General features: G+C 63.8%; 22 protein-coding genes and 1 riboswitch. Of the genes, 6 read left to right on the top strand and 16 right to left on the bottom strand.

Annotated features, from left to right (window positions below; translation table 11 throughout):
* Positions 1-104 precede the first annotated feature (104 nt).
* On the top strand, positions 105-2,072 hold the full coding sequence (locus tag Azoinq_RS03875; RefSeq protein ID WP_216125721.1) for a DEAD/DEAH box helicase: 1,968 nt from the start codon (positions 105-107) through the stop codon (positions 2,070-2,072).
* A 169-nt stretch (positions 2,073-2,241) separates the two neighbouring features.
* Here the strand turns inward: Azoinq_RS03875 and Azoinq_RS03870 are convergent, their stop codons facing one another.
* A complete protein-coding gene (locus tag Azoinq_RS03870) occupies positions 2,242-2,682 on the bottom strand; it encodes a MaoC family dehydratase (RefSeq protein ID WP_216125724.1) in 441 nt (146 codons plus the stop codon).
* Positions 2,683-2,821: 139 nt separating this feature from the next.
* A complete protein-coding gene (locus Azoinq_RS03865; RefSeq protein ID WP_216125727.1) occupies positions 2,822-5,446 on the bottom strand; it encodes a bifunctional diguanylate cyclase/phosphodiesterase in 2,625 nt (874 codons plus the stop codon).
* A gap of 183 nt (positions 5,447-5,629) precedes the next feature.
* Here Azoinq_RS03865 and msrA point away from each other — a divergent pair, with 183 nt between their 5' ends.
* Both msrA and Azoinq_RS03855 read left to right on the top strand, forming a co-directional pair.
* The gene (gene msrA / locus Azoinq_RS03860; RefSeq protein ID WP_216125730.1) at positions 5,630-6,202 is read left to right on the top strand and encodes a peptide-methionine (S)-S-oxide reductase MsrA; all 573 of its coding nucleotides are present in this window, start codon (positions 5,630-5,632) and stop codon (positions 6,200-6,202) included.
* A gap of 83 nt (positions 6,203-6,285) precedes the next feature.
* Complete coding sequence (locus Azoinq_RS03855; protein WP_216125733.1) at positions 6,286-6,630, top strand: FKBP-type peptidyl-prolyl cis-trans isomerase; 345 nt, start codon at positions 6,286-6,288, stop codon at positions 6,628-6,630.
* Between the two features lie 64 nt (positions 6,631-6,694).
* On the opposite strand, the gene Azoinq_RS03850 is transcribed toward Azoinq_RS03855, so the two are convergent.
* From Azoinq_RS03850 to pyk, 4 genes are all read right to left on the bottom strand, one after another.
* Positions 6,695-7,528: an alpha/beta fold hydrolase gene (locus Azoinq_RS03850; RefSeq protein WP_216125736.1), complete on the bottom strand. Its 834-nt coding sequence runs from the start codon at positions 7,526-7,528 to the stop codon at positions 6,695-6,697.
* Between the two features lie 287 nt (positions 7,529-7,815).
* Entirely contained in the window at positions 7,816-8,880 is a 1,065-nt protein-coding gene (gene fba / locus Azoinq_RS03845; protein ID WP_216125738.1) for a class II fructose-bisphosphate aldolase, read from the bottom strand.
* 112 nt (positions 8,881-8,992) lie between these two features.
* A complete protein-coding gene (bluB, locus tag Azoinq_RS03840) occupies positions 8,993-9,883 on the bottom strand; it encodes a 5,6-dimethylbenzimidazole synthase (protein ID WP_216125741.1) in 891 nt (296 codons plus the stop codon).
* A 55-nt stretch (positions 9,884-9,938) separates the two neighbouring features.
* Positions 9,939-10,118: riboswitch (cobalamin riboswitch) on the bottom strand.
* Between the two features lie 295 nt (positions 10,119-10,413).
* A complete protein-coding gene (pyk, locus tag Azoinq_RS03835; RefSeq protein WP_216125744.1) occupies positions 10,414-11,871 on the bottom strand; it encodes a pyruvate kinase in 1,458 nt (485 codons plus the stop codon).
* 121 nt (positions 11,872-11,992) lie between these two features.
* On the opposite strand from pyk, the gene Azoinq_RS03830 reads away from it, so the two are divergent.
* Positions 11,993-12,763 (top strand): ferritin-like domain-containing protein, encoded by a 771-nt coding sequence (locus Azoinq_RS03830; RefSeq protein WP_216125747.1) that lies wholly within the window; start codon positions 11,993-11,995, stop codon positions 12,761-12,763.
* A gap of 106 nt (positions 12,764-12,869) precedes the next feature.
* Here the strand turns inward: Azoinq_RS03830 and Azoinq_RS03825 are convergent, their stop codons facing one another.
* From Azoinq_RS03825 to cydP, 6 genes are all read right to left on the bottom strand, one after another.
* Complete coding sequence (locus tag Azoinq_RS03825) at positions 12,870-15,137, bottom strand: TonB-dependent receptor (RefSeq protein ID WP_216125750.1); 2,268 nt, start codon at positions 15,135-15,137, stop codon at positions 12,870-12,872.
* A 168-nt stretch (positions 15,138-15,305) separates the two neighbouring features.
* Positions 15,306-17,585, bottom strand: coding sequence for a TonB-dependent receptor (locus Azoinq_RS03820; protein WP_216125752.1), 2,280 nt, complete (start codon positions 17,583-17,585; stop codon positions 15,306-15,308).
* A gap of 128 nt (positions 17,586-17,713) precedes the next feature.
* On the bottom strand, positions 17,714-17,818 hold the full coding sequence (gene cydX / locus Azoinq_RS03815) for a cytochrome bd-I oxidase subunit CydX (RefSeq protein WP_216125754.1): 105 nt from the start codon (positions 17,816-17,818) through the stop codon (positions 17,714-17,716).
* A 21-nt stretch (positions 17,819-17,839) separates the two neighbouring features.
* A complete protein-coding gene (gene cydB / locus Azoinq_RS03810) occupies positions 17,840-18,976 on the bottom strand; it encodes a cytochrome d ubiquinol oxidase subunit II (protein ID WP_216125756.1) in 1,137 nt (378 codons plus the stop codon).
* 13 nt (positions 18,977-18,989) lie between these two features.
* Positions 18,990-20,531, bottom strand: coding sequence for a cytochrome ubiquinol oxidase subunit I (locus tag Azoinq_RS03805; protein WP_216125758.1), 1,542 nt, complete (start codon positions 20,529-20,531; stop codon positions 18,990-18,992).
* Complete coding sequence (cydP, locus tag Azoinq_RS03800; protein ID WP_216125760.1) at positions 20,524-20,778, bottom strand: cytochrome oxidase putative small subunit CydP; 255 nt, start codon at positions 20,776-20,778, stop codon at positions 20,524-20,526. Before cydP ends, Azoinq_RS03805 begins: the two co-directional genes overlap by 8 nt.
* Positions 20,779-21,047: 269 nt before the next feature.
* Between cydP and Azoinq_RS03795 the strand changes: the two genes are divergently transcribed.
* On the top strand, positions 21,048-21,620 hold the full coding sequence (locus Azoinq_RS03795) for a response regulator transcription factor (protein WP_216125762.1): 573 nt from the start codon (positions 21,048-21,050) through the stop codon (positions 21,618-21,620).
* 92 nt (positions 21,621-21,712) lie between these two features.
* On the opposite strand, the gene Azoinq_RS03790 is transcribed toward Azoinq_RS03795, so the two are convergent.
* The gene (locus tag Azoinq_RS03790) at positions 21,713-22,897 is read right to left on the bottom strand and encodes a phosphoglycerate kinase (RefSeq protein WP_216125765.1); all 1,185 of its coding nucleotides are present in this window, start codon (positions 22,895-22,897) and stop codon (positions 21,713-21,715) included.
* Between the two features lie 140 nt (positions 22,898-23,037).
* On the bottom strand, positions 23,038-24,114 hold the full coding sequence (locus Azoinq_RS03785; RefSeq protein WP_216125769.1) for a type I glyceraldehyde-3-phosphate dehydrogenase: 1,077 nt from the start codon (positions 24,112-24,114) through the stop codon (positions 23,038-23,040).
* A gap of 274 nt (positions 24,115-24,388) precedes the next feature.
* Between Azoinq_RS03785 and Azoinq_RS03780 the strand changes: the two genes are divergently transcribed.
* Positions 24,389-24,988 (top strand): hypothetical protein, encoded by a 600-nt coding sequence (locus tag Azoinq_RS03780; protein WP_216125773.1) that lies wholly within the window; start codon positions 24,389-24,391, stop codon positions 24,986-24,988.
* A 211-nt stretch (positions 24,989-25,199) separates the two neighbouring features.
* On the opposite strand, the gene Azoinq_RS03775 is transcribed toward Azoinq_RS03780, so the two are convergent.
* Both Azoinq_RS03775 and Azoinq_RS03770 read right to left on the bottom strand, forming a co-directional pair.
* Positions 25,200-25,886 (bottom strand): YEATS-associated helix-containing protein, encoded by a 687-nt coding sequence (locus Azoinq_RS03775; RefSeq protein ID WP_216125781.1) that lies wholly within the window; start codon positions 25,884-25,886, stop codon positions 25,200-25,202.
* Positions 25,887-26,051: 165 nt separating this feature from the next.
* Complete coding sequence (locus tag Azoinq_RS03770) at positions 26,052-26,702, bottom strand: Vat family streptogramin A O-acetyltransferase (RefSeq protein ID WP_216125783.1); 651 nt, start codon at positions 26,700-26,702, stop codon at positions 26,052-26,054.
* Between the last annotated feature and the right edge of the window lies 1 nt (position 26,703).

Below are 26,703 nucleotides of genomic sequence, written 5' to 3'. Positions count from 1 at the left end.
ATGCCGGGGTCCTGGAAAGGCCCGGTGCCTGCCGGTGTTGCGCTCCGAGCGCTTTGCTTGTTGCCCCGCAGTGGCGGTGGCCTCCAATTATCGAAAGACCAAGTATGACGTCGTCCATCGAAACCTTTGCCCAACTGGGCCTTTCTGAACCTTTGCTGCAAGCCTTGGAGGCCGTGGGGTATGAAACCCCGTCGCCCATCCAGGCGGGCTGCATCCCCATCCTTATGGAAGGCCACGATCTGCTGGGCCAGGCCCAGACCGGTACGGGGAAAACCGCGGCCTTCGCCCTGCCCGTGATGCAACGCCTGGACCTGTCCCTGCGCCAGCCCCAGGCCCTGGTCCTGGCCCCCACCCGGGAACTGGCCATTCAGGTGGCGGAGGCGTTCCATAGCTACGCCAAATTTATGCCCGATTTCCACGTGGTGCCCATCTACGGCGGCCAAAGCCTGGGGATTCAGCTCAAGCAGCTGTCCCGGGGCGTACACGTGGTGATCGGTACTCCGGGCCGGGTGATGGACCACCTGGAGCGGAAGAGCCTGGACCTGTCCCAGCTCAAGACCGTGGTGCTGGACGAAGCGGATGAAATGCTGCGCATGGGCTTCATCGACGACGTGTCCTGGATTCTGGAACGGACCCCGGAAACCCACCAGACCGCCCTGTTTTCCGCCACCATGCCGGACGCCATCCGCCAGGTGGCTCAGAAGTATCTGGCCAATCCCCAGGAAGTGAAGATCAAATCCACCACCACCACGGTGGAAGCCATCCGCCAGCGTTACTGGCAGGTCTCCGGCCTGCACAAGCTGGATGCCCTGACCCGCATTCTTGAAGTGGAAGAGGATCTGGACGCGGCCATCATTTTCGTGCGCACCAAGACCGCCACTGTGGAACTGGCCCAGAAGCTGGAAGCCCGGGGCTATTCCGCCTCCGCCCTGAACGGGGACATGAACCAGCAGCTGCGGGAACGGACCATTGAACAGCTGAAGAGCGGCGGCCTGGACATCGTCATCGCCACGGACGTGGCGGCCCGGGGCATTGACGTGCCCCGTATCAGTCACGTGATCAACTACGACATTCCCTACGACGTGGAAGCCTATGTGCACCGCATCGGCCGTACCGGCCGGGCCGGGCGCCAGGGCAATGCCATTCTCTTCGTGGCGCCCCGGGAAATGCGCATGCTGCGCACCATCGAACGCACGACCCGGCAGCACATCGCTCCCCTTTCCCTGCCCTCCCGGGAAGCGGTGACCGACCGTCGCGTGGCCCAGTTCAAGGAACGGGTCATGGAAGTGATGGAAAACGAAGACCTGAGCTTCTTCTCCGACCTGGTGGGCGGTATCGAGGAAGAACACGAGGTGGAAATGAAGCAGGTCGCCGCCGCCCTGGCCTTCATGGCCCAGAAGGGGCGTCCCCTGCAACTCCAGGAAAAGCCGGTCCGTCCCGATGTCCGGGAAGGGGAAGGCAACCGGGCCCGTCCGGAACGGGACGGCAACCGGGAACGGAAATTTGACCGGGACGCCCGGGATAGTCGGGAAGGGCGTCCTCCTCGGGAACCCCGGGAAAAGCGCAACCGGGAAGACCGGGGCCGGGGTCGGGAACTGCCGGAAAGCGCCATGGTGCGTTACCGCATCGAAGTGGGCCGCAACCAGGGCGCTACGCCTAAGGACATCGTGGGCGCCATTGCCAACGAAGCCAACATTCAGAGCCGTTACATCGGCCACATCGCCCTCTTTGACGATTACAGCACGGTGGAACTGCCGGAAAGCCTGCCCAAGGACGTACTGCACGTGCTCCACGACGTGGAAGTGCGGCAAAGCCCCCTGCTCATCCATCGTCTGGATGGGGAATCCGTGGTGGTGCCGGCCAAACCCCAGCGCCAACCCCGCCGGTGGGGCAACACCAATAACCAGGAAGTGGGCTATGTGAATCAGGAACAGCGTCTGCAAGCCCATGGCAACAAGGCCTATGTGGGCGGCGGTCACAATGGCAACGGAGGGAATGGGGGCAATGGTGGCAACGGCCAGCAAGCCTTCCGCCGCCGCACCGGTCCCCGTAAGCCCCGGGGCAATGTGTAAGCCTCGCTGAAAAAACCATGAAAAAAGGGGAAGGTTCCTTGGGAACCTTCCCCTTTTTATTGGGGCCCGCTACTAGCGGTAGGGCAGGCTAGGGGCCTAGTTCAACCTAGTTCAGCCTTGGCCGGCGTGGGGGACCTGAGCTAGGCCAAGCCAGCCAATGTTCCGCCAGTTAGGCGGCGCTGTCCTTGCGGGAGGTGCACATCATAGTGGCTTCCCCTTCGATCACCGGTTTGCCGTGGACCGTGCACACGGTTTCCAGAATCACCCGCTTCTTTTCCGGGATGATTTCCTTCACCGTTACCGTGGCGGTCACCGTGTCGCCGGGGCGCACCGGGGCTTTGAACTTCAGGGTCTGGCCCAGGTAGATGGTGCCCGGACCGGGCAGGCGGGTGCCGAGAACGGCGGAAATGAAGCCGACGGACAGCATGCCGTGGGCGATGCGGCCACCGAAGGCGGTGGTTTTGGCGAATTCCTCATCCAGATGCACCGGGTTGGTATCCGTGGTCACACCGGCGAACAGCACAATGTCGGAGTCGGTGACAGTCTTGGCCAGATGGGCGCTCATGCCCGGTTGCAAATCCTCAATGTCATAGCCGTTTTGTGCATTCATGGGATGTCTCCTTTCCTGGTTCTTACGCAATGAGTCGAACATCGTTTGGTATGCCGAAATACACCTCCATCATACGGGAGGAAGAAGGCGTTGGGATGACATTTTGGCCAACTATTTTTGCCTTAAATTGGCTCTGGCTCTAGGTTTCCGCCTTATCCGCTTGAATCCGCTCAAGAAACGCGCCCCGGTTCAGGGCGGGGGCGAAAAGGAAGCCCTGCATATCGTCGCAGCCCGCCTGGCGCAGGGCCAGATACTGGCGTTCTTCTTCGATGCCTTCGGCCACGGTACGCAGTCCCAGCCCCCGGGCCAGGGCGATGATGGCGTGCACCAGGGTATCCCCGGTGCTTTCCCCCAGGCGGGCGACAAAGGCCCGGTCGATTTTCAGGGTGGAAACGGGCAGATGGGCCAGGTAGGAGAGGGAGGAATAGCCGGTGCCGAAGTCATCTACCGACAGCCGTATTCCCTGTTCCCGCAGCCGGGCCATGTTTTTGCCCACCTGGGCGTGGTCGCTGACCAGGAGACTTTCGGTGATTTCCAGTTCCAGACGGGCGGGGGGCAGGCCGGTGGCGGCCAGGATTTCCACTACCCGGGCGGCGAAGTCGGGCTGCTCGAACTGGCGGGTGGACACATTCACCGCCAGCAGCAGGGAGCGCCCCGGGGCCACGGGCCAGGCGGCTGCTTCCGTACAGGCCTGGCGCAGCACCCAGGCGCCCAGGCCCAGGATCAGGCCCGTGTCCTCCGCCACCGGGATAAAGACGGCGGGGGAGACGGCCCCCAGTACCGGGCTGTTCCAGCGCAGCAGGGCTTCCGCCCCCACGATACGGCCGCTGGCACAGCTCACCACGGGTTGGTAGCGCACTTCCAGTTCCCCCTGGGCCAGGGCCTGGCGCAGCAGGTTTTCCATTTGCAGGCGGCTGGAAAGCCGGGCTGCCGTGTCCCGGTCGAAAAAGGCGACCTGGTTGCGTCCGGCCTGCTTGGCCCGGTACATGGCCGCGTCCCCGTTGGCCAGGAGCTGGGTGGCGCTGTGGCCGTCTTCCGGGTACAGGCTGATGCCGATGCTCACGGAGACGGTGACGTCCCCGCCCCCCAGGGTGACGGGGGATTCAAAGACCTGGCGGATGTCCGTGGCGATATGTTCGGCGTGGCCCGCATCCCCCACGTCCGGCAGCAGGACCACGAATTCGTCCCCGCCGAAGCGGGCCACCGTATCGCTGTCCCGCACCCGGGCCTGGAGCCGTTCCGCCGTGGCGGCCAGGAGCCGGTCCCCCAGGTGATGGCCCAGGTTGTCGTTGATGTGCTTGAAATTGTCCAGGTCCAGGAAGAGCAGGGCCAGCCGCTGGCTTTTACGTTTGGCGGTCTTCAGGGCTCGGGACAGGGCGTCTTCGAACAAATAGCGGTTGGGCAGGCCGGTGAGGGCGTCGTGATTGGCCTGCCAGGCCAGCTGGGCCTCCAGCTGCTTGCGCTCGCTTAAGTCCCAGGCCAGGGTGAGCACCGCCGGGCGGCCGTTGAGGGTGATGGCGCTGGCGTTGGCCGCCACATCTACACTGCGCCCGTCCCGGGTCAGGTATTGGAGCTCCTGGGGGTCCATGGGGCCGGGCTGGCTGGCCAGCTGGGCAATGCGGGCCGCCACCTGGCCCCGGCAGGCGGGATGGACGATATCCGGTAGCAGTTCCAGGCCGATCAGTTCCCCCGGGGAATTGGCGTGGAGCAGGGTGGCGGCGGGGGGATTGGCGAATACCACCCGGCCGTCCTGATGCAGGAGCACGGCGGCGGGGGTGTTCAGCACCAGTTCCCGGTAGAGGTTTTCGCTTTCCGTCAGCTGGGCCTGCTGGCTTTCCCCCAGGCGGATGTGGCGGCGTAGCTGGCCCAGCAGGCCGAGAATCAGCAGGCAGGCGGCAAGCCCCACCCCCACGTCCCGGCCCACCTGATGGCGCCAGTGGTCCAGTTGGGGGCTGCGGTCGATACCTACCCCTAGCACCAGCCCGAATTCGGGCAGGGCGTGGAAATGGGTGAGGACGGGGGCGTTGTCCCCAGTGCCGTTGTGGGCCAGGGGGAGAAAGTCGGGCAGGGCCGGCCGGCGTCGTTCCGCCGAACCGCCCAGGCGGGTGCCGTCCTCCCGGTAAAGGGCCCAGGTGCTGTTGGGGTAGGGGCTGATGGAGGCGAAATAGCTGTCCAGGCGGGAGATTTCCACCCCGGCCCAGATGACGCCTAAAAAGCGCCCGTCGGGGCCGTTGCGGCGCAGGGAGGTGGAGAGCACTGGACGACCGCTCATGCGCCCCAGAATCAGGCTATCCACGTGGATATGGCTGCCGCTCCCCTGGGTGGCCTGATAGCGGAAATAATCCCGGTCCTCATAGTGGGGGGCCGGGTTGGGAATGGGGCGGGAACTGGCCAGCAGGCGGCCCTGGGCATCCAGAACATTGATGTGGTTGGCCACCGGAATGGTGGTGCCCAGGGAGCGGAGCATGGCGGTGGCCTGGCGACGCCCCAGGTCGGAATCCAGATCCAGTTCCCCCAGCCGCTCATTGACGTAAGCCAGCATCAAATCCACCGCCTGGAGATTGCGGCTCAAATACTGACCCTGGGCGATGTTGATGAGATGGCTTTCCCGCTCCATCTGCCCGTCCAGGGCATGACGCCGCTCCACCGCCTGCCATACGGCCAGGGCGGCGACCATCAGGCTCAGGATCAGGGCGGCAAAACCCAGGGCGTAACCCGGGTTGGCCAGACGCCTGAAAAAGGGGCGGAGGGGGTGAAAAGCCAAAAGCGCATTCCGTAAGGATGAAGGATCATTCTAGCCCCTTTCCCCCGTCATGCGGCTGAAAGTGGCGTGGAATAAGGGCTTCGCCCGAAGGACTAAGTATTCCGCCGGACTCCGGGGGGATTTTTGGGGAACCCTTTCCTCCCCGGACCGTCTTTTGAGGAGAAAGCTTGGGAGAAAAAAGCCATGGAATCTATCTACTCGCCGGAAAAACAGTCCCTGGTCCTGGGGGGCGGCTGTTTTTGGTGTCTGGAGGCGGTGTACCAGTCCTGGGACGGGGTGCTGTCCGTGACCCCGGGTTACGGGGGCGGCACCCTGGCCCGGCCCACCTATGAACAGGTATGCGGCGGGGAGACGGGCCACGGGGAGGTGGTGCAGGTGGTTTTTGATCCGGCCCGCCTGCCCCTGGACCTGGTGCTGGACATCTTTTTTGCGGCCCACGATCCCACCACCTTGAACCGCCAGGGCTGCGACCTGGGTAGCCAGTACCGCTCCCTCATTCTCTTCGGGGACCGGGCTCAGGAAGAGGCCGCCCGGGCCGCCATTGCCCGGCATCAGCCTGACTGGCCGGACCCCATCGTTACCCAGGTGGGGCCCCTGGACCGGTTCTGGCCGGCGGAGGCGGACCATTGGGATTATTACCGGCGCCATGGGGGCGCCCCCTATTGCCAGGGGGTGATCGGCCCCAAGCTGGCCGGGCTGCGGGCCGCTTTTGCCGGTCATCCCCGTCTGTTGCCGGAAGGCGATGGGGATGACTAGGAGGGGCCCGGGCCCTTCCTTTACAATGCCCCCTTCGGCGGCGGGGCCTGGCCCCTGGGCCGCCTTATCTTTCAGGAGTCTCCATGAGCACAATCACCACTCCGTCCGGCCTGGAAATTGACGACAGCCTGGTGGGTGACGGTCCCGAAGCCAAGGCGGGGGATATTGTCACGGTCCATTACACCGGCTGGCTGACCGATGGCAGCAAGTTCGATTCTTCCCTGGACCGGAACGATCCCTTTGAATTTATGCTGGGAGCCCGCCACGTGATCGCGGGTTGGGACGAAGGGGTGGCGGGCATGAAGGTGGGCGGGCGCCGCCGCCTGACCATTCCCGCTGAACTGGGTTATGGGGCCCGGGGCGCCGGTGGGGTCATTCCCCCCAATGCCACCCTGGTGTTCGAGGTGGAGCTGTTGGCCTGCCGCTGAGTAAGCCTTGCGTCCATGCAAAAAGCCGCCGAAAGGCGGCTTTTTCTTTGGTTTCCCCGCCGGGTTAGGCTTGGATGAAGGCCAGCAGATCTGTGACGAAACGCTCCCGCTGCCACTGGTGGGGGGAGTGGTCCGTGCCTTCGTAGATGTGGAGCTTGGCATCCGGGATTTTCTGGGCCACGAAATGGGCGGTGTCGGCCCGGTAGAAATTGCTCTGGCCGCCGAAAATGAGCAGAGCGGGGACGGCGATGCGTTCCAGTACCTCCCGGTAATCCGCCTCCGTGAGGCTTTGCCAGCACTGGATCAGGGGGCCGGGCTGGAGGGTTTCCAGGAAGCTCCTGGCCTTGGCCCAACCCTTGGCGTTTTCCTCGTACTTTTGCCGGGCCCGGTCATTGAGGCCCAGGGCCCCCAGGCGCAGCACGGATTCGGGGAAGTCCTGGCGCAGTTCCTCGATAAACCGGGCGGACCGTACCGCATCGAAATCCCCGTAAATACCGTAGGGCCAGTCCGGCCCGGTGACCAGCTTGGGGGATTGGTCGATGAGGCAGAGCTTGCCGATGCGCTCGCAGCCGTAATCCTTCAGGTACTGCCAGAGGGTCAGGGCGCCCATGGAATGGCCCACGGCCACCACTTGTTCCAGATCCGCCTGTTCCAGGAGATTGTGCAAGTCCCGGGCCATGCGGGTGACGGTGGGGGCGGCAGGCCGGGTCAGGGCATGGCCCCCGTGGCCCCGGGCGTCCCAGCGCCAGACCTGGTGGTGGGCGCTCAAGGCGGGGATGAAGGGAAACCATTCCTGGTGGCTGGAGGTCCAGCCGTGGAGCATGACGATGGGGGGGCGGCCGCTGCCGCTTTCCGCGTAATGGATTTTTTCGCCGTCGTCGGCAAAGAAATGGGGCATGGTGGGGATAGGGGGAAAAGGGGCTAAGTACGGGCTGGGCCCGGAAAATCGAGGAAACCGGCTCCGGTCCCAAATTTTACCTGGACGGGAAATGGGGCGGGCAGCGAAACCGGGATCGGCCCCGGAAATGGTCCGGGCAGGGCCAGGTCAGCGCTAGGTAAGGGCCAAACAAGGGGCTGGGGACCGGGCCGGAACCCGGGCGGGGCAACGGCTTCCTTTCCCCCAGACCAGACGCAAAAACGGCCTTCCCCCGGTGGGCCGGGCGGAAGGCCGTGGGCGGGGCCGGATCAGTTGGCGATCTGGTTCAGTTCCCCGGCCTTGTAGCGCTGGGCCATTTTTTCCAGGGGCACGGCCTTGATCTGGGCAGCCCGGCCTTCGCAACCGAAGGCCTGGTAGCGGGCCAGACAGACGTTTTTGGCTGCTTCCCGGGCGGGCTTGAGGAATTCCCGGGGGTCGAACTTGGTGGGGTTTTCCACCAGGAAACGGCGGACGGCCCCGGTCATGGCCAGGCGGATATCCGTATCGATATTCACCTTGCGCACCCCGTGCTTGATGCCGATGACGATTTCTTCCACGGGCACCCCGTAGGTTTCCTTCATGTCGCCGCCGAATTCCCGGATTTCCGCCAGCAGTTCCTGGGGCACGGAGGAGGAGCCGTGCATGACCAGATGGGTGTTGGGAATGCGGGCGTGGATTTCCTTGATGCGCTCAATGGCCAGGATGTCTCCGGTGGGCTTCTTGGTGAATTTGTAAGCCCCGTGGCTGGTGCCGATGGCGATGGCCAGGGCGTCGCAATTGGTTTGTTTGACGAAGTCGGCGGCCTGGTTGGGGTCCGTGAGCAGCTGGTCCCGGGTCATGTGGCCTTCCGCCCCATGGCCGTCTTCCTTATCCGCCTTCATGGTTTCCAGGGAGCCCAGCACCCCCAGTTCCGCTTCCACGGTGACGCCGATGTAATGGGAGAATTCCACCACTTTCTTGCTCACCGCCACGTTGTATTCGTAGGAGGCGGCGGTCTTGCCGTCTTCCTGGAGGGATCCGTCCATCATCACGGAAGAAAAGCCGGAGGCGATGGCCGCCATGCATACGGCGGGGGATTGGCCGTGGTCCTGGTGCATGACCACGGGAATGTGGGGATAGGCTTCCACGGCGGCCAGAATCTGGTGGCGCAGGAAGGCTTCCCCGGCGTATTTCCGGGCGCCGGCGGAGGCCTGCATGATGACCGGGGCATTGACCTGATTGGCGGCCTCCATGATGGCCCAGACCTGCTCCATGTTATTGACGTTGAAAGCGGGCAGGCCGTAGCCGTTTTCAGCGGCATGGTCCAGGAGTTGGCGCATGGATACGATGGGCATGGTGTTCCTCCAAGGGTGACGGCATCTTTTTCCGGGAGTGGCCCGGGGATGCTCGGAAACCGGTGATTTTAACTGCCTTGGGCGGCGGGCGCGAGTTTCCCCGGGGCCGGGTCTAGAGACGGCGCTCTTTTGCCGCCCGGGCCTGATCCTGGCGCAGCTGGGTTTGCAGGCTGGCGGGGGCGGCCTGGCCCCAGGCATCCTCATAAACCAGTTCCGCCAGATCCAAGCGGTGGCGCCAGCCCAGGGTTTCCAGTTCCGGCTGGCTCTCGAAATGGCGCACATAGCCCAGGCACAGATAGGCCACCACCTCCACCTGGGGCGGCAGTCCCAGATGGGCATGGACTCGCTGGGGATCGAAAATGCTCACCCAGCCCACCCCCAGGCCCTCGGCCCGGGCCGCCAGCCACAGGTTCTGCACGGCGCAGACGGTGCTGAACAGGTCCATGGTGGGAATGTGGGTGCGCCCCAGCACCACCGGTCCGGCCCGGTCCCGGTCGCAGGTGACTACCAAATTGAGAGGGGATTCCAGAATCCCTTCCAGCTTGATACGGCTGTAGAGTCGGCCCTGATCGCTGCCAAAGCGGGCCCGGGCTTCTTCGTTGGCCTGGAGAAACAGGTCGTGGACGCCCTGGCGCCGCGCCAGGTCCCGGAGCAGGAGAAAGCTCCAGGGCTGCATGAAGCCCACGGAGGGGGCGAAATGGGCGGCGGTGAGGAGGCGGGAGAGGACGGCGTCGGGCACCGGGTCCGGCTTGAACTGGCCCCGCACGTCCCGGCGGGAAAAAATGGTGTGATACAGGGCATCCCGTAGGGCCTCAGGAAAGGCTTGCTCTTCCTGGGCCTGGGCTAGAACTCCGGCCGCGTTGGCGTAAACCGGGGTGGAAGCGGTGGGAGTGGCGGCAATGGGGAGAGTGGCGGCGGCCGGTGTGGCCCCCGTCTTCTCCGCGGCTGCGGGGCTAAGGGTGGTGCAGTTGATTGAGGTGGCGTGCGGCTGGGCGGTCTTCATGGAGTCCCCTTCAGAAGCGCGGTGGGGACGCACCCGGCCTGGCGCGTCCGAAGCTTCCCCCGGCCGGTCTTCTGACTCGGGTTCCCTTTCCCGGCGCGCCTTCCCGGCCCAAGGCCAGTGGCGTCTGCACCGGGAATCCCCCTCACAGCGTTGGGCACGTTGCGGAATAGGCAGGGGGGCTGAAGCTCCGCCTGCCGCACCGTATTCCCGATTCTCCCTGATGGGCACCGGGGGACGTGGGGCCGCCACGGTGGGCGACCAGGACCCATTTTATCAGCCCGGGCTGACGGCAGGCGGGCAGCCCGGGCGCAACCGCAACCGCAACCGCAACCGCAACCGCAACCGCAACCGCAACCGCAACCGCAACCGCAACCGCAACCGCAACCGCAACCGCAACCGCAACCGCAACCGCAACCGCAAACCGCAAACCGCAAACCGCAAACCGCAAACCGCAAACCGCAAACCGCAGCCCGCAGCCCGCAGCCCGCAGCCCGTGCGCCGGGGGACCGAACTCTCCCCGGGAGGCGGGGCTACTCCTGATCCGTCGTCCGAGGCGTGGGCAGGCGGTGCTCTCCGACCCGGATAATTTTCAGGGTGTTGGTGCCTCCGGGGGTGCCGATGGGTTCTCCCACGGTGAGGACCATCAAATCCCCCTTGGCTACGGCGCCCCGGGCGATGAGCAGTTGCTCCGCCTCATAGAGCAGCACGTCCCGGTCCGTGTGCAGCTGGCTCATGAGCACCGGGCTCACTTCCCGGAACAGGGCCATTTGGGTGACGGCGCCCTGGCTCGGGGTGAGGGCGTAGATGGGCACGCCGCAGTTGAGCCGGCTCATCCACAGGGCGGTGGAGCCGGATTGGGTAAGGGTGGCGATGGCTTTGACTTTGAGGTGGTGGGCGGTCCAGATGGCGGCCATGGAAATGGACTGATCGATGCTGGCGAAAACCCGGTCCAGGAATTCCCGGTCCAGGGAGACTTCGGCGGAACGCTCCGCTTCCAGACACACCCGGGCCATGGCTTCCACCGTTTCCACCGGGTATTCGCCGCTGGCGGTTTCGGCGGACAACATGACCGCGTCCGTGCCGTCCAGTACCGCGTTGGCCACGTCCGACACCTCGGCCCGGGTGGGCACGGGGGAATGGATCATGGATTCCATCATCTGGGTGGCGGTGATGGCCAGTTTGTTCATTTCCCGGGCGTGGCGAATCATCTTCTTTTGCAGGGCGGGCACCGCCGCATCCCCCACTTCCACGGCCAGGTCCCCCCGGGCCACCATGACCCCGTCGGAGGCGGCGAGGATTTCATCCAGGGCATCCACTGCCTCGGTGCGCTCGATTTTGGCGATGGTCAGGGCTCGGCCCCCGGCGGCCCGCATCAGCTGACGGGCCATGTACATGTCAGCGGCGCTCTTGGGGAAGGAGACGGCCAGATAATCCACATCCAGGCGGGCGGCGGTCTTGATGTCTTCCATGTCCTTGGCGGTCAGGGCCGGGGCGGACAGTCCGCCGCCCTGGCGATTGATACCCTTGTTATTGGACAGCTCCCCGCCCTGGCGCACCACGGTGTGGATTTCCGTGCCAGCCACCCGCACTACGTCCAGCACGATGCGTCCGTCGTCCAGGAGCAGCACGGCCCCCGACCCCACATCCCGGGGCAGGTCTTTGTAATCCAGCCCCACCCGTTCCCGGTTCCCCAGGGCACAGGCCGCATCCAGAATGAAGGGGGCGCCTTTTTCCAGCAGCACCTTGCCTGCCTCGAACTTGCCCACCCGAATCTTGGGGCCCTGCAAATCCGCCAGAATGCCCACCGGGCGCCCCAGGCGGGTGGAGATTTCCCGCACCGTGGCGGCCCGCTGCAAATGGTCCTCCGGGGTGCCGTGGGAAAAATTCATGCGGACCACATCCACCCCCGCCAAAATGAGTTTTTCCAGAACATCCGGATCGGTGGAAGCGGGGCCCAGGGTGGCGACGATTTTGGTATGGCGGGACATGGTCCTATTCCGTCTAGTGAGTTAGACGCCCATTCTAGCCGTCCTTTTACGCCCCGGGCAGGCTGGCGGAGGGGGCGCTCCGGTGGCAAACTGCCCGCCTTTCCTTTGCCCCATTTTTTCCATGCTGCGCTCCCTCGCCCTCGCCATTCTGGAAACCGCTCCCATTGGGGAAAAAGTCGCGGCGGCCCGGGCGCTGGATGATCGCTTGGCCGTGGTTCCGGAGTCGGTGCTGGTTCCCCGGACCACCCTCCCCGGGCGGGAAGAACGGCCTATCCTGGTGCCTCCAGCCCAGGTGCCCCGACGCGGCCTGCATACCCGGGAGGGGCGGGGGGCCTTGCTCCATGCCCTGGCCCACATTGAATTCAATGCCATTGATCTGGCCCTGGATGCGGTATGGCGTTTTCCCGGGTTGCCGGAGGATTTTTATCGGGACTGGGCCCGGGTGGCCAAGGAAGAAGCCGGGCATTTCACCCTGATCAACGACCATCTGGCTTCCCTGGGCTATACCTATGGGGATTTCCCCGCCCACCGGGGGCTGTGGGATATGGCGGAAAAGACAGCGGACGATCCCCTGGCCCGGATGGCTCTGGTGCCCTGCACCATGGAAGCCCACGGCCTGGATGTGTCCCCGGCCATTCGGGATAAGCTGGTGCAGGCGGGGGACCCGGCTGCCGGGCCTATTCTGGACGTCATTTTGCGGGATGAGGTGGGCCACGTGGGGGCGGGCTTACGCTGGTATCGCTACCTATGCGACCAGCGGGGATTGGTTCCGGAGGACGCCTATGAGCCGTTGTCCCGGGCCTACGGGGCACCCCGGCGGCGGGGGCCCTACAATCTGGCGGCCCGGCGCCAGGCGGGATTTGGGGAAGAAGAATTGGCGGCGCTGCCCTGAGGGGGACGCCCGGTTGTGGGCCCGTTTCCCCGGCCTAGGGGGAATAGGGCGCAAAAAAAATCCGGCCCTAGGGCCGGATTCATCAGCGGTTTTTCCTGAAGTGTCTTTAGAACTTCACCGTTACCCCAGCATAGAGGGAACGGCCCATGCCCGGCACCGTAATGCCGTAGGGAGCACTGGCTTTGTTGATAGCCATGGTCATCCCTTGCCCGATGTAAGCGCCGCCCAGGGGGGAGCTGTAGAGCCGGTTGAAGACGTTGTCCAGGCCGATATCCAGGCGGGCCTGTTTCCAGTTGTAGCTGCTGCGCAGGTTGAGTAGGCCGTAACCCCCCGTTTCCATTTCGTTGCGCACGGAGGACACGTCATCCTTGCGGCTCACCAGGATCATTTCTGCCGTATTGGTCCAATTGCCTAACTGGTGATCCACCGCCAGCTTGGCGTTGAGGGGCATGATGTTGTAGAGGTGATCCCCCGTATCCTGGTTCTTGCCATGGGTGTAGCTCAACTGACCCCGACCGGTGAAGGAGCCGAAACCGGTGTACTTGGCGATGGGGAAGAAGCCGGAAATATCCAGACCGTAGAGGCGGGCTTCTTCATTGGCCAGGGTGAGATAGGCGAACTGGTTGCCCGCTAGATTGGTGCTGGGTTTGACACAGCCACTATTGCTCGGGCTGCAGCGGGTGGCATCAATGTAGTCTTTGACCAGACTGTAGTAGGGGGTGACCCGCAGTCCCCATTCCGTTTTGCTGGCATCGTGCCAGTCGGCGGTGAAGCTTAAGGTGTGGGCTACTTCCGGCTTCAGATCCACGTTGCCTTTGTAAGCATTGCCATCATTGACCCAGTCGTTCATAGCCATGGCCATGCCGCCGGTGGACCAGGTGTAGCGTTCGTAGAGGCTGGGGGAGCGGGTCTTGCGGGAGTAGCCCCCTTCATATTCCAGGTTGGCGTTGGCGGTATAACGGGCCAGGGCCGTCAGGTCCAGGTTGTTGTCCGTCTTGCTCCGGTTCCGGTTGTTGAAGGCATTGGCGTCATTCAGGTAGAGGGTGGCCGGAGTGTCCCGGTAACCTTGAACCTTGCCCGCATCGGTCTTCACCGTGCTGCTGCGAATACCCAGCAGGGAGCCCCATTGATTGTTCCAGCGGGCTTCCCATTCGGCGAAGACATCGAACCGGTCCCGTTTGCCGTCGTTGATGTTGACGAAAGTATTGGGGGACATCATGCCGCCGGAGGGGGCCCACTCATCATTGAGGCGGTAATGCTGGAATTCCGAACCCAGGCGCAGGATATCCCGGGGATTCAGATTGATTTCTGCCTTGATCGTGGCCCCGGTGTTTTTGCCGTCCGTGGCCATGGGCATGCCAGGAATGTTGTAGTTGGAGCCGTTGGCGTACCAGAATTCCTTGTCGTCGGAGAAATTCATCTTGTGCCGGGTGTGCTCGTAATACACTCGGGCTTCCAGCTTGCCCCAGTCGTAAAGCCCCGAATAGCCCAGATTGACCTGATCACTCTTGTTGCTGGTCATGTCCATGTGCTGATTGGGAAAGCCCTGGTAGGGAATGTCCTGGGTGCCTACTTTCAAATCCACCACATGGCTGCCATTGCGGGCGGCGATGTCAATGGACTGGTTGCGCGCCTTGTAGGCGGAGGAGCCCACCGTATCCCCAGAAATCCAGTGGTCGGTGGTGGTGTGCAGGGAGGCGGTGCCCGGTTTGAAATTGCCCCCTGCCTTGTAATTATCCGATTCCGCCGTGGAACCGTTGAAGGTGATGGACAGGTTTTCCGAAGCCAAGGTGGCGCTGGCGTGGGCGCCGTTGCCATTGCCATTGGAGCGGTAGAAGGCGCCCAATTCCCCAGTGGTCAGCAGGCCTTGCCCAGGCTGGGCGAAACGGGGCCCCCGGGACTTCACCACCACGGTGCCGCCAATGGCGTCCCCCCCCACGCTCACCGGGGTGACGCCGGAATACACCTGGATGCTTTCCACATTGGTGGGGTCGATGTAGGACAGGGGGGAGTTCATGTGATTGCCGCAGGCGGAAATCAAATCCATGCCGTCCACCTTGATCCGGTTCCGGTCATCCGCCAGGCCATGGATTACGGGCAGGCTGGAGACCCCCCCCGCGCTGCTCATGGCCACCCCCGGCACATCCCGGAGTAGGGTGGCCGTATCGCTGGTGCCGGCGGCCAGGGCCCGCAGGGTGTTGGTATCCACCCGGGTCGGCTCCGCCACATCGGAAATCCGGTCCCCCGTGACCACCACTTCCCCCAGTTGGGGAATGGGCGCGGTGCTTTCCTGGGACCAGGCGAGGGCGGACATGCCCATGGAAATGCAGGCCAGACCGACGGCGGCCGGCAGCGGACGAATACGGAACCCCATTGCTGTACCCCTTTTTTGGTTTTTTAAAGGGGGGAATTGTGGTCCGGGCTATGACTTACCGGAATGTGGCAAATTGTCGCATTCGTTGTCCGGGGCGGATTTCGACCTGGCGGCTAGGCATAAAAAAGGCATCCGTCGCGACGGATGCCTTGGCGGAGCGCCTGGGGCCTAGAACTTCACATTGACGCTGGCGTAGACAGAACGCCCCATGCCGGGCACTACGATACCCCAGGGAATGCCGTTGGTGCTCATGGTCATCCCCTGGCCCGCGTAGGCGCCGCCCTGGGGCAGGTAGTAAAGCTTGTCGAAGAGGTTTTCCACCCCAAAATCCACCCGTACGGAAGACCAGGAATAGCTACCCCGCAGATTGACTAGGCTATAGCCTGGGGTCTTGATCTCCTGGCGCACGTCGGAGACATCCGTTTTGGCCTTGACCGCCACCACCTCCAGGGCATTGTTCCAGCCGCCCCATTGGTGGGTCAGGGTCAGGCGGGTGTTGAGGGGCATGATGTTGTAGAGCCCGTCATCCGTATCCAGATTCTTGCCCTTGGTGTAGTTGAGCAGGCCCTGGAGGCCGAAACGGCCCCAGCCGGTAAGGCCCAGGGGCATTTTGCCGGACAGGTCCAGACCGTAGATGCGGGCGCTCTGGTTGGCGTATTGGAGCTGGACGAACTTGTTGCTGGCCGTATTGTTGGCAGCTCCGCCGCACAGGGCGTTCATGCCGGTGCCGCTACCCAGGCAGCGGACCGCGTCGATGTAGTTGGTCACCCGGCTGTAGTAGGGGGAGGCTACCAATTGCCATTCCCGATCCGTGCTGTGCCAGTCCCCGGTAAAGCTCAGGGTGTGGGCTACTTCCGGCTTCAGGTCCACATTGCCCAGGTAGCCGTTACCGTCCCCGACAAAGTTGTTCATGATCAGGGCCATGCTGTTCTGGGACCACGAATAACGCTCATAGAGATTGGGTGAGCGGGTTTTCTGCTGGTAGCCGAATTCATAGCTCTGGGTGACGTCCGGGGTATAGCGGCCCAGGGCGGTCAAATCCAGGTTGTTGTCGGTCTTGCTCCGGTCTTTGGTATTGAAAGCCGCGGCGGGTAGCACATAGCCCCCCATGCTGTTGTTGTAGCCCTGTACCGTGCCCGCATCCGTTTTTACCTGTTCCGCCCGGAGGCCGATCAGGGATTGCCAGCGCTCGGACCAGCGGGCTTCCCATTCCCCGTAGAGGGCGTTGCGATCCCGTTTGCCGTTGTTGATGTTCCAGAAGGTGTTGGGCGCCATGCCGCCCATGGAGAAACCGGCAGGCAGCACGGAGGGGGAGGGAGGCCACCAGTCGTTCAGGCGATAGGTCTGGAATTCCCCGCCGAGGCGCAGCAAATCCCGGGGATTGAGCTTGATTTCCCCTTTGACGCTGGCCCCGGTGGTGTCGCTGCGGGTATCCATGGGCATGCCTGGAGCGACGACGCTGGGTGCGGCCCCGTAGATGTATTGCTTGTCCGCACCAAAATCCATGTGGTGGCGCACGTGTTCCTGATAGGCCCGGGCTTCCAGGCTGCCCCAGTCGAACTGGCCCAGATAGCGCAGGCTGGTGCGTTCTTCCTTGTTGCCCAGCATGTCCATGCGCTGATTGGGGTAAAGCTCGTAGGGAATATCCTGGATGCTGAACTTGGCTTCCAGGAGGTTGTTATCCCAGCGGGTGGCAATGCCCAGGGACTGGTTGCGGCTCTTATAGGCGGTGGAGCCTACTTCGTCCCGGGCCAGGTTATGGCCAGGGCGGCCGCTGGCGAGGAAATTCTTGAATTCCCCGCCCGCCTTGTAATTGTCGGATTCGCTGGTGGAGCCTGCATAGGTCAGGGCCAGGCTCTGGCTGGCCAGGGTGGCGGTGGCATATACCCCGTTGGCATTGCCGTTGGAGCGGTAATAGGCCCCCAGTTCCCCCTTGGTGAGCAGTTTGTCGGCGGAGGGGGCGAATTCCGGTCCCTTGCTATTGGCCACAATGGCCCCGCCGATGCTGTCTCCGCCGACGCTCACCGGAGTGAGGCCTGTATAGACCTGCAATTCCCCCAGGGCCGAGGGGTCCAGATAGGAAAGGGGGGAATTCATGTGATTGGGGCAGGCCGCAATCAGATCCATGCCGTCCACCTTGATCCGGTTCCGGTCATCGGCAAAGCCGTGGATGACCGGCAGGCTGGAGACCCCCCCGGCACTGTAGGCGCTAACCCCGGGAGCGTTACGCAACAGGCCTACCACGTCGCTGGTGTTGGCGCCCAGGGCGTGGCGGCTATCCTCCTCCACCCGATTGGCAGCGGGCAGGTCCACCAGAGGCTTGCCGGTGACCACCACTTCTCCCAACTGGGGAATGGTTGAATTTTCTTCGGACCAGGCGGCATTGAGCCCCATGGTCAGGCAGGCCAGACCGACGGCGGCTGGCACGGGACGGACGGAGAACCCCATTTGATGACCCCTTTTTTTAAAGGGAGCATTTTGGGAGAGGCTATGACTTTCCGGAATGTGACATAAGGTCGCGTCAGCCATAAAAAAACCGGACCCCCAAGGTCCGGTTTTGGGGTGGGGGAAAAAGCCTATTCCCCGGCTTTTTCCGTTTCCTTGTGCTCTAGCCACAGGGTGTTGAGCACGGCGAAAAATACGGCAAAGCCCAGTCCGAGTATCCAGGTGAAGTACCACATGGTTGTTTTCCTTTCCGGCGCTCAGTAGAGCGCCTTGTCATTGGCGGTGATGTAATCCCGGGTCAGCTTTCCGGCCATGACCCGATAGGCCCAGCCCGTATAGGCCAGCACCAGGGGGGTGAAGATCACTGCCACGTAGAGCATCACGTTCAGGGTCACCTGGCTGGAGGTGGCGTCCCACAGGGTCAGGCCAGCCGTGGGGTTGAGGGAGGAAGGCAGGACAAAGGGGAAGAGGGCGACTCCGGCGGTGAGGATGACCCCGGCCACGGCCAGGGAGCTGCCGCAAAAGGCCAGCAGGGTGCGGCGTGCCCTCAGGGCTAGGATGGCACCTAGGGCGCCTAGATAAGCCAGGAGCGGCACTACCCAGAGCAGGGGCTGATGGGCGAAATTGCCCAGCCAGGCGCCCTTCACCAGGGCCACCTGCTTCATCAGGGGGTTGAGTATCCCGGCCGGATCGGGCTGCTGGGTGATGGTGTAGCCAGACAGTTGGGAAACCCACAGGCCCGCTCCGGAGAAGGCTAGGAGCAGCACGATCCCGGCCCAGGTGCCGGCCCGCCGGGCCCGGTCCTGCAATTCCCCTTCCGTCCGATGGGAGAGGAAGGTCGCTCCTTGCAGAGTCAGCAGGGACAGGCTGACGACCCCGGCTAGCAGGGCGAAGGGGTTGAGCAGGGCCCAGAAGCTGCCCGTGTAGGTGGAGCGCATGGTTTCGTCCAGGGTGAAGGGCACCCCCTGGAAGAGGTTGCCGAAGGCTACCCCGAACACCAGGGCGGGCACGGCGCTCCCGGCGAAAATGCCCGTGTCCCAGGCCTTGCGCCAGGTGGCGCCGGGCATTTTGGAGCGGTATTCAAAGCCTACCGGGCGGAAGAAGAGGGCGAAAAGCACCAGGAGCAGGGCCCAGTACATGCCAGAGAAGGCGGTGGCATAGACAAAGGGCCAGGCGGCGAAAATGGCCCCCCCGGCGGTGATGAACCACACCTGGTTGCCGTCCCAATGGGGCGCCACGCTGTTGATGATGATGCGCCGTTCCGTGTCGTCCCGGCCCAGCAGGGGCAGCAGGATGCCCACCCCCATGTCGTGGCCGTCCATGATGGCGAAGCCGATGAGCAGCACGCCCACCAGCCCCCACCAGATCAGTTTCAAAACGAAGTAATCGACCATGGTGAAAATCTCCTTATTGTTGGGCGCCGGAGGCTTGCAGAACCGTGGGACCGAGGCGGGCGTAACGGAACATGAGGAACATTTCCGCGATTAGCAGCAGGGTGTAGAAGCCCACGAAGGCGCCCAGGGAACCCCACAGGCTGGCGGCGGAGAGGCTGGAGGCGGACAGGTGGGTGGGCAGAATGCCGAACACGGTCCAGGGTTGGCGCCCGTATTCCGCCACGAACCAGCCCGCTTCGGCGGCCAGCCAGGGGGCGGGAATGAACCACAGGGCCCAGCGCAGGAGCCAGGTGCGGCGGTTGTAGTCGTCCCGGTGGGCGTGCCAGAAGGCCAGGGCGAAGAGCACCAGCATGGCGAAGGCCAGACCCACCATGAGGCGGAAGGTCCAGAACAGGGGCGTGACCCGGGGGGTAGATTCCCGGGCCGCTTGGGCGATCTGCTCCGGCGTCACCTTGGCCAGATCCGGAGTCAGGCGCTTCAGCAGCAGGCCGTAGCCCAGGTCGTCCTGATGGGCTTTGAGCTTGGCCAGGGCGTCCTTATCCCCGGGCTGGCGTTGCAGCTGTTCCAGGGCCAGCACCGCTTCGGCGCCGGAGCGGATGCGCACCAGGTTATCCCGCTGAATGTCCTTGATGCCGGGCAGGGTCTGGTTCGTGGAGCGGGTGCCGAGCAGGCCCAGCACGTAGGGAATGCGGAGGCTGCCCGAGTTGGTCTGCTTTTCCTCATCCGGGAAAGCGATGACGTTAAAGCCGGCGGGAGCCGCCTCCGTATCCCACATGGCTTCGATGGCCGCCATTTTGGAATGCTGGGAGCTGGACACCGCGTAGCCCGATTCATCCCCCAGGACGATTACCGAGGCGGCCCCGGCTAGGCCGAAGGCGGCAGCAACGCGGAAGGAGCGGCGGGCAAAGTCCCGATGCAGGCCCTTCAGCAGATACCAGGAGGAAATGCCCAGCACGAACAGGGAACCCGTCACATAACCGGCGGAGACGGTATGGACGAACTTGGCCTGGGCGGCGGGATTGAAGACCAGGGCGGCGAAATCCGTGAGTTCCATGCGCATGGTCACCGGATTGAACTGGGAACCCACCGGGTCCTGCATCCAGGCATTGGCGATGAGGATCAGCACGGCGGAAAGATTGGTACCCAGGGCCATGAAGGTGGTGACCGCCAGGTGGCCTCCCTTGGAGAGCCGGTTCCAGCCGAAGAAGAACAGGCCCACCATGGTAGATTCCAGGAAAAAGGCGGCCAGGCCTTCAATGGCCAGGGGGGCGCCGAAAATATCCCCTACGTAATGGGAGTAATAGGCCCAGTTGGTGCCGAACTGGAATTCCATGGTGATGCCCGTGGTGACCCCCAGGGCGAAATTGATGCCGTAGAGCTTGCCCCAGAATTTGGTCATGTCCCGGTAAATGGTCTTGCCGCTTACCACATAGGCAATTTCCATAATCACCAGCAGCCAGGACAGCCCCAGGGTCAGGGGTACGAAAAGAAAGTGATAGAGCGCTGTTGCCGCGAACTGAGCCCGCGACAAATCAACCACGTTTGGATCAATCACGAAGAACCTCCCTTGCAGTCGTTGGTTTTGAAAGCGAAACATCTCCGGCCACCAGATGGCGTCCCAGTGCGGTGCTATCCACCGTCTGGCGTTGGGGGGCGATCAGGAAGTACCAGAGGAGGCCCAGAAGGACCATCTTGAGGAGCACCAGGAGCGTCAGGTGGCGCGCCAGGGGCGAAAAGGAGCGGGGGGCGCGGGGTGGGGTGGAGTGGCCGGAAGTCTTTCCGGCGGATTGGGTGTCGGTCATGGAGCCCTCCCCGGACGGGCCGGACAGGACGCGCCTCCAGCCCAAGTATTCAGGAAAAAAAGGACGCCCCGGACCGGGGCGTCAATCCTAGTCGTTGATCCCGGTCGGTAGATCGGGGAACGGGCGCATTCTGGCCGTGGGGGCGGGGGTGCGGAAGTGACTAAATGCCACGCGACAAGGTGTCACGGGACAGATTCGGCCCCTTTTCCCCATAATGCGCAGCGCTCCGGCCCCATGCCGGAGGCGTACAGCCGATTGAGGTGACTCCGATGGCCGATGCCCAAACCCGTGTCCTGGTGGTGGAAGATGATCCCTGTTTCAACGATACCCTGTGCCGTTCCCTGAACCGGCGCGGCTACGGCGCCCGGGGGGCCCGGGAGGAGGGCCAGGCCCTGGCCGTGGCGGAGGACTTCCGCCCCACCCATGTGGTGCTGGATCTCAATCTGGCGGGCCAGTCTGCCCTGCCCCTGATTCCCGCCCTGCGCCACCGGGCGCCAGACACCCGGGTGCTGGTCCTCACCGGCTTTGCCAGCCTGGCCACGGCGGTGGACGCCATTAAGCTGGGGGCCTGCAATTACCTCATCAAGCCCGTGGACCTGGGGGAAATTCTGGGAGATCTGGGCCTGCCGGACGGGGCGGAAGCCAGGGGCTCAGAGGAAGGGGGGCCGTCCCCTGCCGCCCAGGTAGGGGGGAATCGCACTCCGGTACGTCGCCTGGAACGGGATTATCTGCGTCAGGTGCTGGCGGACCACGGGGGCAACATCACCGCCACCGCCGAAGCCCTGCGCATGCACCGGCGTACCCTGCAACGCAAGCTGGCCCGTTATGGGCGTGGCGGTTAGGGGGCCGGGCCGGGAATAGGCCGAGCAATAGGCCTGGCTTTGAAACGAAAAAAGGCGACCCGGAGGTCGCCTTTTTTTGCTTAAGGGAAAACTCAGCCCTTGGCCCGTTGTTCCAGTACCGCCACGGCGGGGAGCTGCTTGCCTTCCAGGAATTCCAGGAAGGCGCCGCCGCCGGTGGAGATGTAGTCGATCTGCTTTTCGATGCCGTATTTGGCGATGGCAGCCAGGGTGTCTCCGCCCCCGGCGATGGAGAAGGCGGGGGAGTGGGCGATGGCCGCCGCGATCATCTTGGTGCCGCCACCGAACTGGTCGAATTCAAACACTCCCACCGGGCCGTTCCAGACGATGGTGCCCGCATGGGCCAGGATGCCCGCCAGATTGGCGGCGGTCTTGGGACCGATGTCCAGAATCATGTCGTCCGCCTGCACCTCCTGGGCATCCACCCGGTTGGCCCGGGCGTGGGCGGACAGTTCATTGGCCACCACCACGTCTTCCGGAATGGGCACGGATGCGCCCCGCTGGTCCATGATGTCCATGATGTTGCGGGCCTCTTCCACCAGGTCCAGCTCCGCCAGGGATTGGCCGATGGGCAGGTCGCAGGCGGCCATGAAGGTATTGGCGATGCCGCCGCCGACGATGAGCTGATCCACCTTTTCCGCCAGGGACTTGAGAATGGTTAGCTTGGTGGAGACCTTGGACCCGGCCACGATGGCCACCAGGGGCCGCTTGGGGGCTTCCAGGGCGCGGGACAGGGCGTCCAGTTCGGCGGAGAGGAGGAAGCCGGCACAGGCCACGGGGGCGAACTTGGCGATGCCGTGGGTGGTGGCTTCCGCCCGGTGGGCAGTGCCGAAGGCGTCATTCACGTAGATGTCGCAGAGCTTGGCCATTTTTTCCGCCAGCTCGTCGTTGTTTTTCTTTTCCCCCTTGTTCAGGCGGCAGTTTTCCAGGAGCACCACTTCCCCGGGCTTGACCTCGAAATGGCCATCCACCCAGTTATCCACCAGGGGCACCTTGCGGCCCAGCAGCTCGGCCAGCCGCTGGGCGATGGGGGCCATGGTGTCTTCCGGCTTGGGCTGGCCTTCCGTGGGGCGGCCCAGGTGGGAGGTGACCATCACCGCCGCGCCCTGTTCCAGGCAGTAGCGGATGGAGGGTAGGGAAGCCCGGATGCGGGTGTCTTCCGTGATCCGGCCGGTTTCATCCTGGGGCACGTTGAGGTCGGCGCGGATGAAAATCCGTTTGCCTTTCACATCCAGGTTGGCGAGCTTGAGTACGTCCATGGTGATCTCCTGAAAGTAGGGCGTGGTGCGGTAGGTTTAGCCCCTTTGGCCCAAGGCCAGAGGGAAATAGGAAAAAGGGTCGGGCCGGGGGGCCGTGAGGTCAGGCCTAGGGCGGGCAGGGCCGGGGCGGCGCACCGGGCTCACCAGCGGCCGGACCAGTGCTGGAGCACGTCCACCATCCGGTTGGCAAAGCCCCATTCGTTGTCGAACCAGAGCAGCAGATTGATGAGCCGGGGGCCGCTGGCCCGAGTCTGGCTGCCGTCCACAATGGCGGAATGGGGATCGTGGTTGAAATCCACGGAGGCGTGGGGCTCGTCCGTATAGTCCAGCAGCCCGGCTAGGGGGCCCTGGGCGGCGGCCTCCGCCAGGATCTGGTTAATTTCTGCCGCCGTCACATCCCGGGCAGCGGTGAGGGTCACGTCGATGGCGGAAACGTTGGTGGTGGGCACCCGGATGGCCTTGGCCTGCACCCGCCCGGCCAGGACCGGTAGCAGCCGTTCCACTCCTCGGGCCAGACCGGTGGAGACGGGAATAATGGACTGCATGGCGGAGCGGGTACGGCGTAGATCCGGATGGTGATAGCCGTCGATGAGGGGCTGGTCGTTCATTACCGAATGGAGGGTGGTGAGCACCACATGTTCCACCCCCACGGCCTGGTGCAGGCGCTCCAGCACCGGCACCACCGCATTGGTGGTGCAGGAGGCATTGGAAACGATGGTTTCCTGGCCGTTCAGTTCGTTCTGGTTAATGCCGAAGACCACCGTGGCATCCACGTCGGCGGCGCTTTGCCCCGGGTGGGAAAGGAGCAGGCGGGGATTGCCGGCGGCGATAAAACGCTGCAAATCCCGGCGCTGGCCGTAGCGGCCGGAGCATTCCACCACCAGGTCCAGGGCCTGTTCCTTCCAGAAAGCCTCTTCCGGTTCCGTAGCGTGGCAGAGGGCCAGACGGCGTCCCCCCACCATCAGGCCCTCATCCTCCAGGGCCACGGGCACGGGAAAGCGGCCGTGGGTGGAATCAAAACGGGTCAGGTAGGCGATGCTCTCCCGGTCCGCCGGCTCATTGATGGCCACCACCTGGTAGCGCTCCGCCACCTCCCGCTCGTAGAGAGCCCTTAGAAAACAGCGGCCGATGCGGCCGTAACCGTTGATGCCCAGACGCAGGGGGCGAGACAGGGGGGATGAGGTGGACACGGGAATGGGGGAAGGGAAGAACGGCATAAAGGGTGGATTTTACCGGGTTGCACGGGGAAAACCGAGTTTTTCCGCCCCTCTCCGGGGGGCGTTGGGATGGGGACGGGCACCGGGCTGCCCTCAGGCGGGACGCCGGGGCCCGGAAAGCGGCAAAAAGCGCCGTTTCCCAAGGGCGGCTGGGCGCCATATTGCCGCCTGAATAGGGCTTCCCCAACCATTTTCTTGGTATTTCCTTATTCCCGGGAGATGGTCCGCATTTTGCATAAGTTAGCCGGTCCATTGCCTTTGCTCGGGAGTTGCCATGTCCTTGATCCTGTCCCCCACCGCCCTGCTCGGTACCCTGACTTCTGCCCTGGGCAGCAGCGCCTCCGCTAGCAGCGGGTCAAAATTTCAGGATTTGCTCCAGCAGGCCCAGGCGGCCGCCGCCAGTGGGAGCGATAGCTCAGACGGCACGGGGAACGGGGTCAGCGGCAGCAGCGGGAGCACCGGTTCCGCCAGCGGTAGCCATCTGAGCCGGGCCGAGCGGCGCCAGAAGGAAGATGAGGCTCGCCTGGCCCAGGCCCGCCAGGACCTGGCCGACTACATGAGCAAAAGCCCGGCGGAACACATGCGGGAAGCCATTCTCAAGGAAATGGGCCTGACCGAGGACGATCTCAAGGCCATGCCGCCGGAAAAGCGGGCCGCCGTGGAGGCGGACATTGATCGCCGCATCAAGGAACGGCTCCTGGCCGAAAACAAGTCCCCGTCGGAATTCGACGTACAGCAAATGAGCGCCGCCGCCCTCCTGGCGGAAAAAATCAAAAATGCCCGCAGTACCAATGCGGCGGGGAATCAGAGCGCTACCGGTTCGGGCACCGGGTCTTCCGGCACCAACGCCAGCCCGGCTATCTCCATGCTCTAAAGGGGCGGGATAGGGGCCACAGGCGGTCTTTGCCTCGGCCTGGGCGGCGCAGCGAAGCCCGGTGGGCTGGCGTGGAGATGGGGCCTGGGTGACCCAGAATGGCTGGGGACCTTACCTTCTCTTCCCGGCTAAAAGGGGCTTTGCTCCTGGGGGGCGCCTTAGCGGAACCCAGGCCTTAGCCCAGCCTTTCCCCCACGGCCCTTCCTGGCCATTAACTTTCCGGCAGCACCTGATGTCCTTGGGCCGTGGCATACCAGCGGGGCTGGCCGGTCTGGCTTTGACTTTCCGTTACCAGGGATTTGTCCGCCAGTTCGGCCAGGGTGCTTTCCACCGTGGGCCGGGCTAGACCCGTGTCCTGGGCAATGCCGGAGACGGAACGCATGGTGTAGCGGCTGTGCACCAGGGCGGTCAGTACCTGGCGTTCCGTTTCCCCCATGGGGGCCCCCCCTGGTTCTTCGCCGCTCCCCAGCAGGGCGCGGGTGGCGGTGACGGGGGGAGTGTCCGGTTCCACGGTCAGATTGGCGATGGCAGCGGCGCTTGCGGCCTGGTCTTTGGCGGCCTGGGCCTCCTTCCGGGCATCGGCCACTTCACGCAGCAGACGGTCCGTCATGGAGCGGATAAAGGCTCGGGAGGACACCGCCGCCAGCAGGCAAAAGCCCGCCAGGATGAGGAGCTTGGAGAGCATGTCGGAGGTGAGGTCCGGCCCGGTGATTTCCGCGATGAGGCGGCTGGAGATGGTGTTGAGAAATACCGGCACCATGAAGGCGGCGCCAATGCCCACCACCACATGCTGCCACTGGGCCAGGGGCTTCTCCACCTGGGGGTCAGAGAGGTAGGAATTGATCAGTCCGCCAAAAATTCCCGCCAACAGCATGGTGCCGAGGATGTAGCCGAGCATGGTGTGGTTCCTCCCTAAGGACATCGGGGGCGCCCTGGATGGGCTCCATTCTTGCCTCTGGCCGTAGGTCCCCGGATCAAGGGGGCGGCGAGGCGAATTCCTTTGGGGCGCGGAAGGTTGGCCTAGGGGCGGAAGGGCCTTCCTCTGCTCCTGATACTTTTGGGCTTACCCGGGCTCTTGCATCGGAGCGCAGGCTTGCAGGGCGGCCACGTCCCCGGCGGTAATCAGATCCAGGTGCTGGCTGATCATTTCAATGGGCCAATCCCACCAGGCCAGGGCTTCCAAGGCCCCTACCGCCTCCGGGGCAAAGCGCTGCCGGATGGGCTTGGCCGGATTGCCCCCCACCACCGTGTAGGGCGGCACATCGGCCACCACCACGGAGCGGGAGGAAATAATGGCCCCATTGCCGATTTTTACCCCGGGCATGATGAGGCAGTCATAGCCGATCCACACATCGTTGCCAATCACCGTGTCCCCCTTATAGGGCAGGTCTTCCGGCTGGGGCCTAACCTTTTCCCAGCCATGGCCGAAAATCTGGAACGGGTAGGTGGAAATGCCGGAAATCTTGTGGTTCGCCCCATTCATAATAAATTTGACGCCCCGGGCCAGGGCGCAGAATTTGCCAATAATCAGCCGGTCGCCAATAAAAGGAAAATGGTAGAGCACATTGCGCTCAAAGTTTTCCGAATCCTCCGGATCGTCGTAATAGGTGTAATCCCCGATCAGGATATTGGGGTTAGTGACGGTATTTTTGATAAAGCACACCTGGGGAAATCCCGCCATAGGGTGCTTATCTTGAGGGCTGGGGCCGTTCATG

This window comes from Azospira inquinata (assembly GCF_018905915.1).
Classification (GTDB): Bacteria; Pseudomonadota; Gammaproteobacteria; order Burkholderiales; family Rhodocyclaceae; genus Azospira; species Azospira inquinata.
Note: the sequence above shows the minus strand (reverse complement) of the source record. Positions and strands in the feature narration are given on the sequence as shown.

Bases quoted from the DNA above. Each gene is read 5' to 3' on its own strand.
- Azoinq_RS03820 (WP_216125752.1), bottom strand. From the start codon at position 17,585: ATGGGGTTCTCCGTCCGTCCCGTGCCAGCCGCCGTCGGTCTGGCCTGC.
- Azoinq_RS03875 (WP_216125721.1), top strand. From the start codon at position 105: ATGACGTCGTCCATCGAAACCTTTGCCCAACTGGGCCTTTCTGAACCT.
- msrA (WP_216125730.1), top strand. From the start codon at position 5,630: ATGGAATCTATCTACTCGCCGGAAAAACAGTCCCTGGTCCTGGGGGGC.
- cydX (WP_216125754.1), bottom strand. From the start codon at position 17,818: ATGTGGTACTTCACCTGGATACTCGGACTGGGCTTTGCCGTATTTTTC.
- fba (WP_216125738.1), bottom strand. From the start codon at position 8,880: ATGCCCATCGTATCCATGCGCCAACTCCTGGACCATGCCGCTGAAAAC.
- Azoinq_RS03795 (WP_216125762.1), top strand. From the start codon at position 21,048: ATGGCCGATGCCCAAACCCGTGTCCTGGTGGTGGAAGATGATCCCTGT.
- cydP (WP_216125760.1), bottom strand. From the start codon at position 20,778: ATGACCGACACCCAATCCGCCGGAAAGACTTCCGGCCACTCCACCCCA.
- Azoinq_RS03870 (WP_216125724.1), bottom strand. From the start codon at position 2,682: ATGAATGCACAAAACGGCTATGACATTGAGGATTTGCAACCGGGCATG.
- Azoinq_RS03830 (WP_216125747.1), top strand. From the start codon at position 11,993: ATGCTGCGCTCCCTCGCCCTCGCCATTCTGGAAACCGCTCCCATTGGG.
- Azoinq_RS03770 (WP_216125783.1), bottom strand. From the start codon at position 26,702: ATGAACGGCCCCAGCCCTCAAGATAAGCACCCTATGGCGGGATTTCCC.
- Azoinq_RS03780 (WP_216125773.1), top strand. From the start codon at position 24,389: ATGTCCTTGATCCTGTCCCCCACCGCCCTGCTCGGTACCCTGACTTCT.
- pyk (WP_216125744.1), bottom strand. From the start codon at position 11,871: ATGTCCCGCCATACCAAAATCGTCGCCACCCTGGGCCCCGCTTCCACC.
- Azoinq_RS03855 (WP_216125733.1), top strand. From the start codon at position 6,286: ATGAGCACAATCACCACTCCGTCCGGCCTGGAAATTGACGACAGCCTG.
- Azoinq_RS03785 (WP_216125769.1), bottom strand. From the start codon at position 24,114: ATGCCGTTCTTCCCTTCCCCCATTCCCGTGTCCACCTCATCCCCCCTG.
- bluB (WP_216125741.1), bottom strand. From the start codon at position 9,883: ATGAAGACCGCCCAGCCGCACGCCACCTCAATCAACTGCACCACCCTT.
- Azoinq_RS03790 (WP_216125765.1), bottom strand. From the start codon at position 22,897: ATGGACGTACTCAAGCTCGCCAACCTGGATGTGAAAGGCAAACGGATT.
- Azoinq_RS03775 (WP_216125781.1), bottom strand. From the start codon at position 25,886: ATGCTCGGCTACATCCTCGGCACCATGCTGTTGGCGGGAATTTTTGGC.
- Azoinq_RS03825 (WP_216125750.1), bottom strand. From the start codon at position 15,137: ATGGGGTTCCGTATTCGTCCGCTGCCGGCCGCCGTCGGTCTGGCCTGC.
- Azoinq_RS03850 (WP_216125736.1), bottom strand. From the start codon at position 7,528: ATGCCCCATTTCTTTGCCGACGACGGCGAAAAAATCCATTACGCGGAA.
- cydB (WP_216125756.1), bottom strand. From the start codon at position 18,976: ATGGTCGATTACTTCGTTTTGAAACTGATCTGGTGGGGGCTGGTGGGC.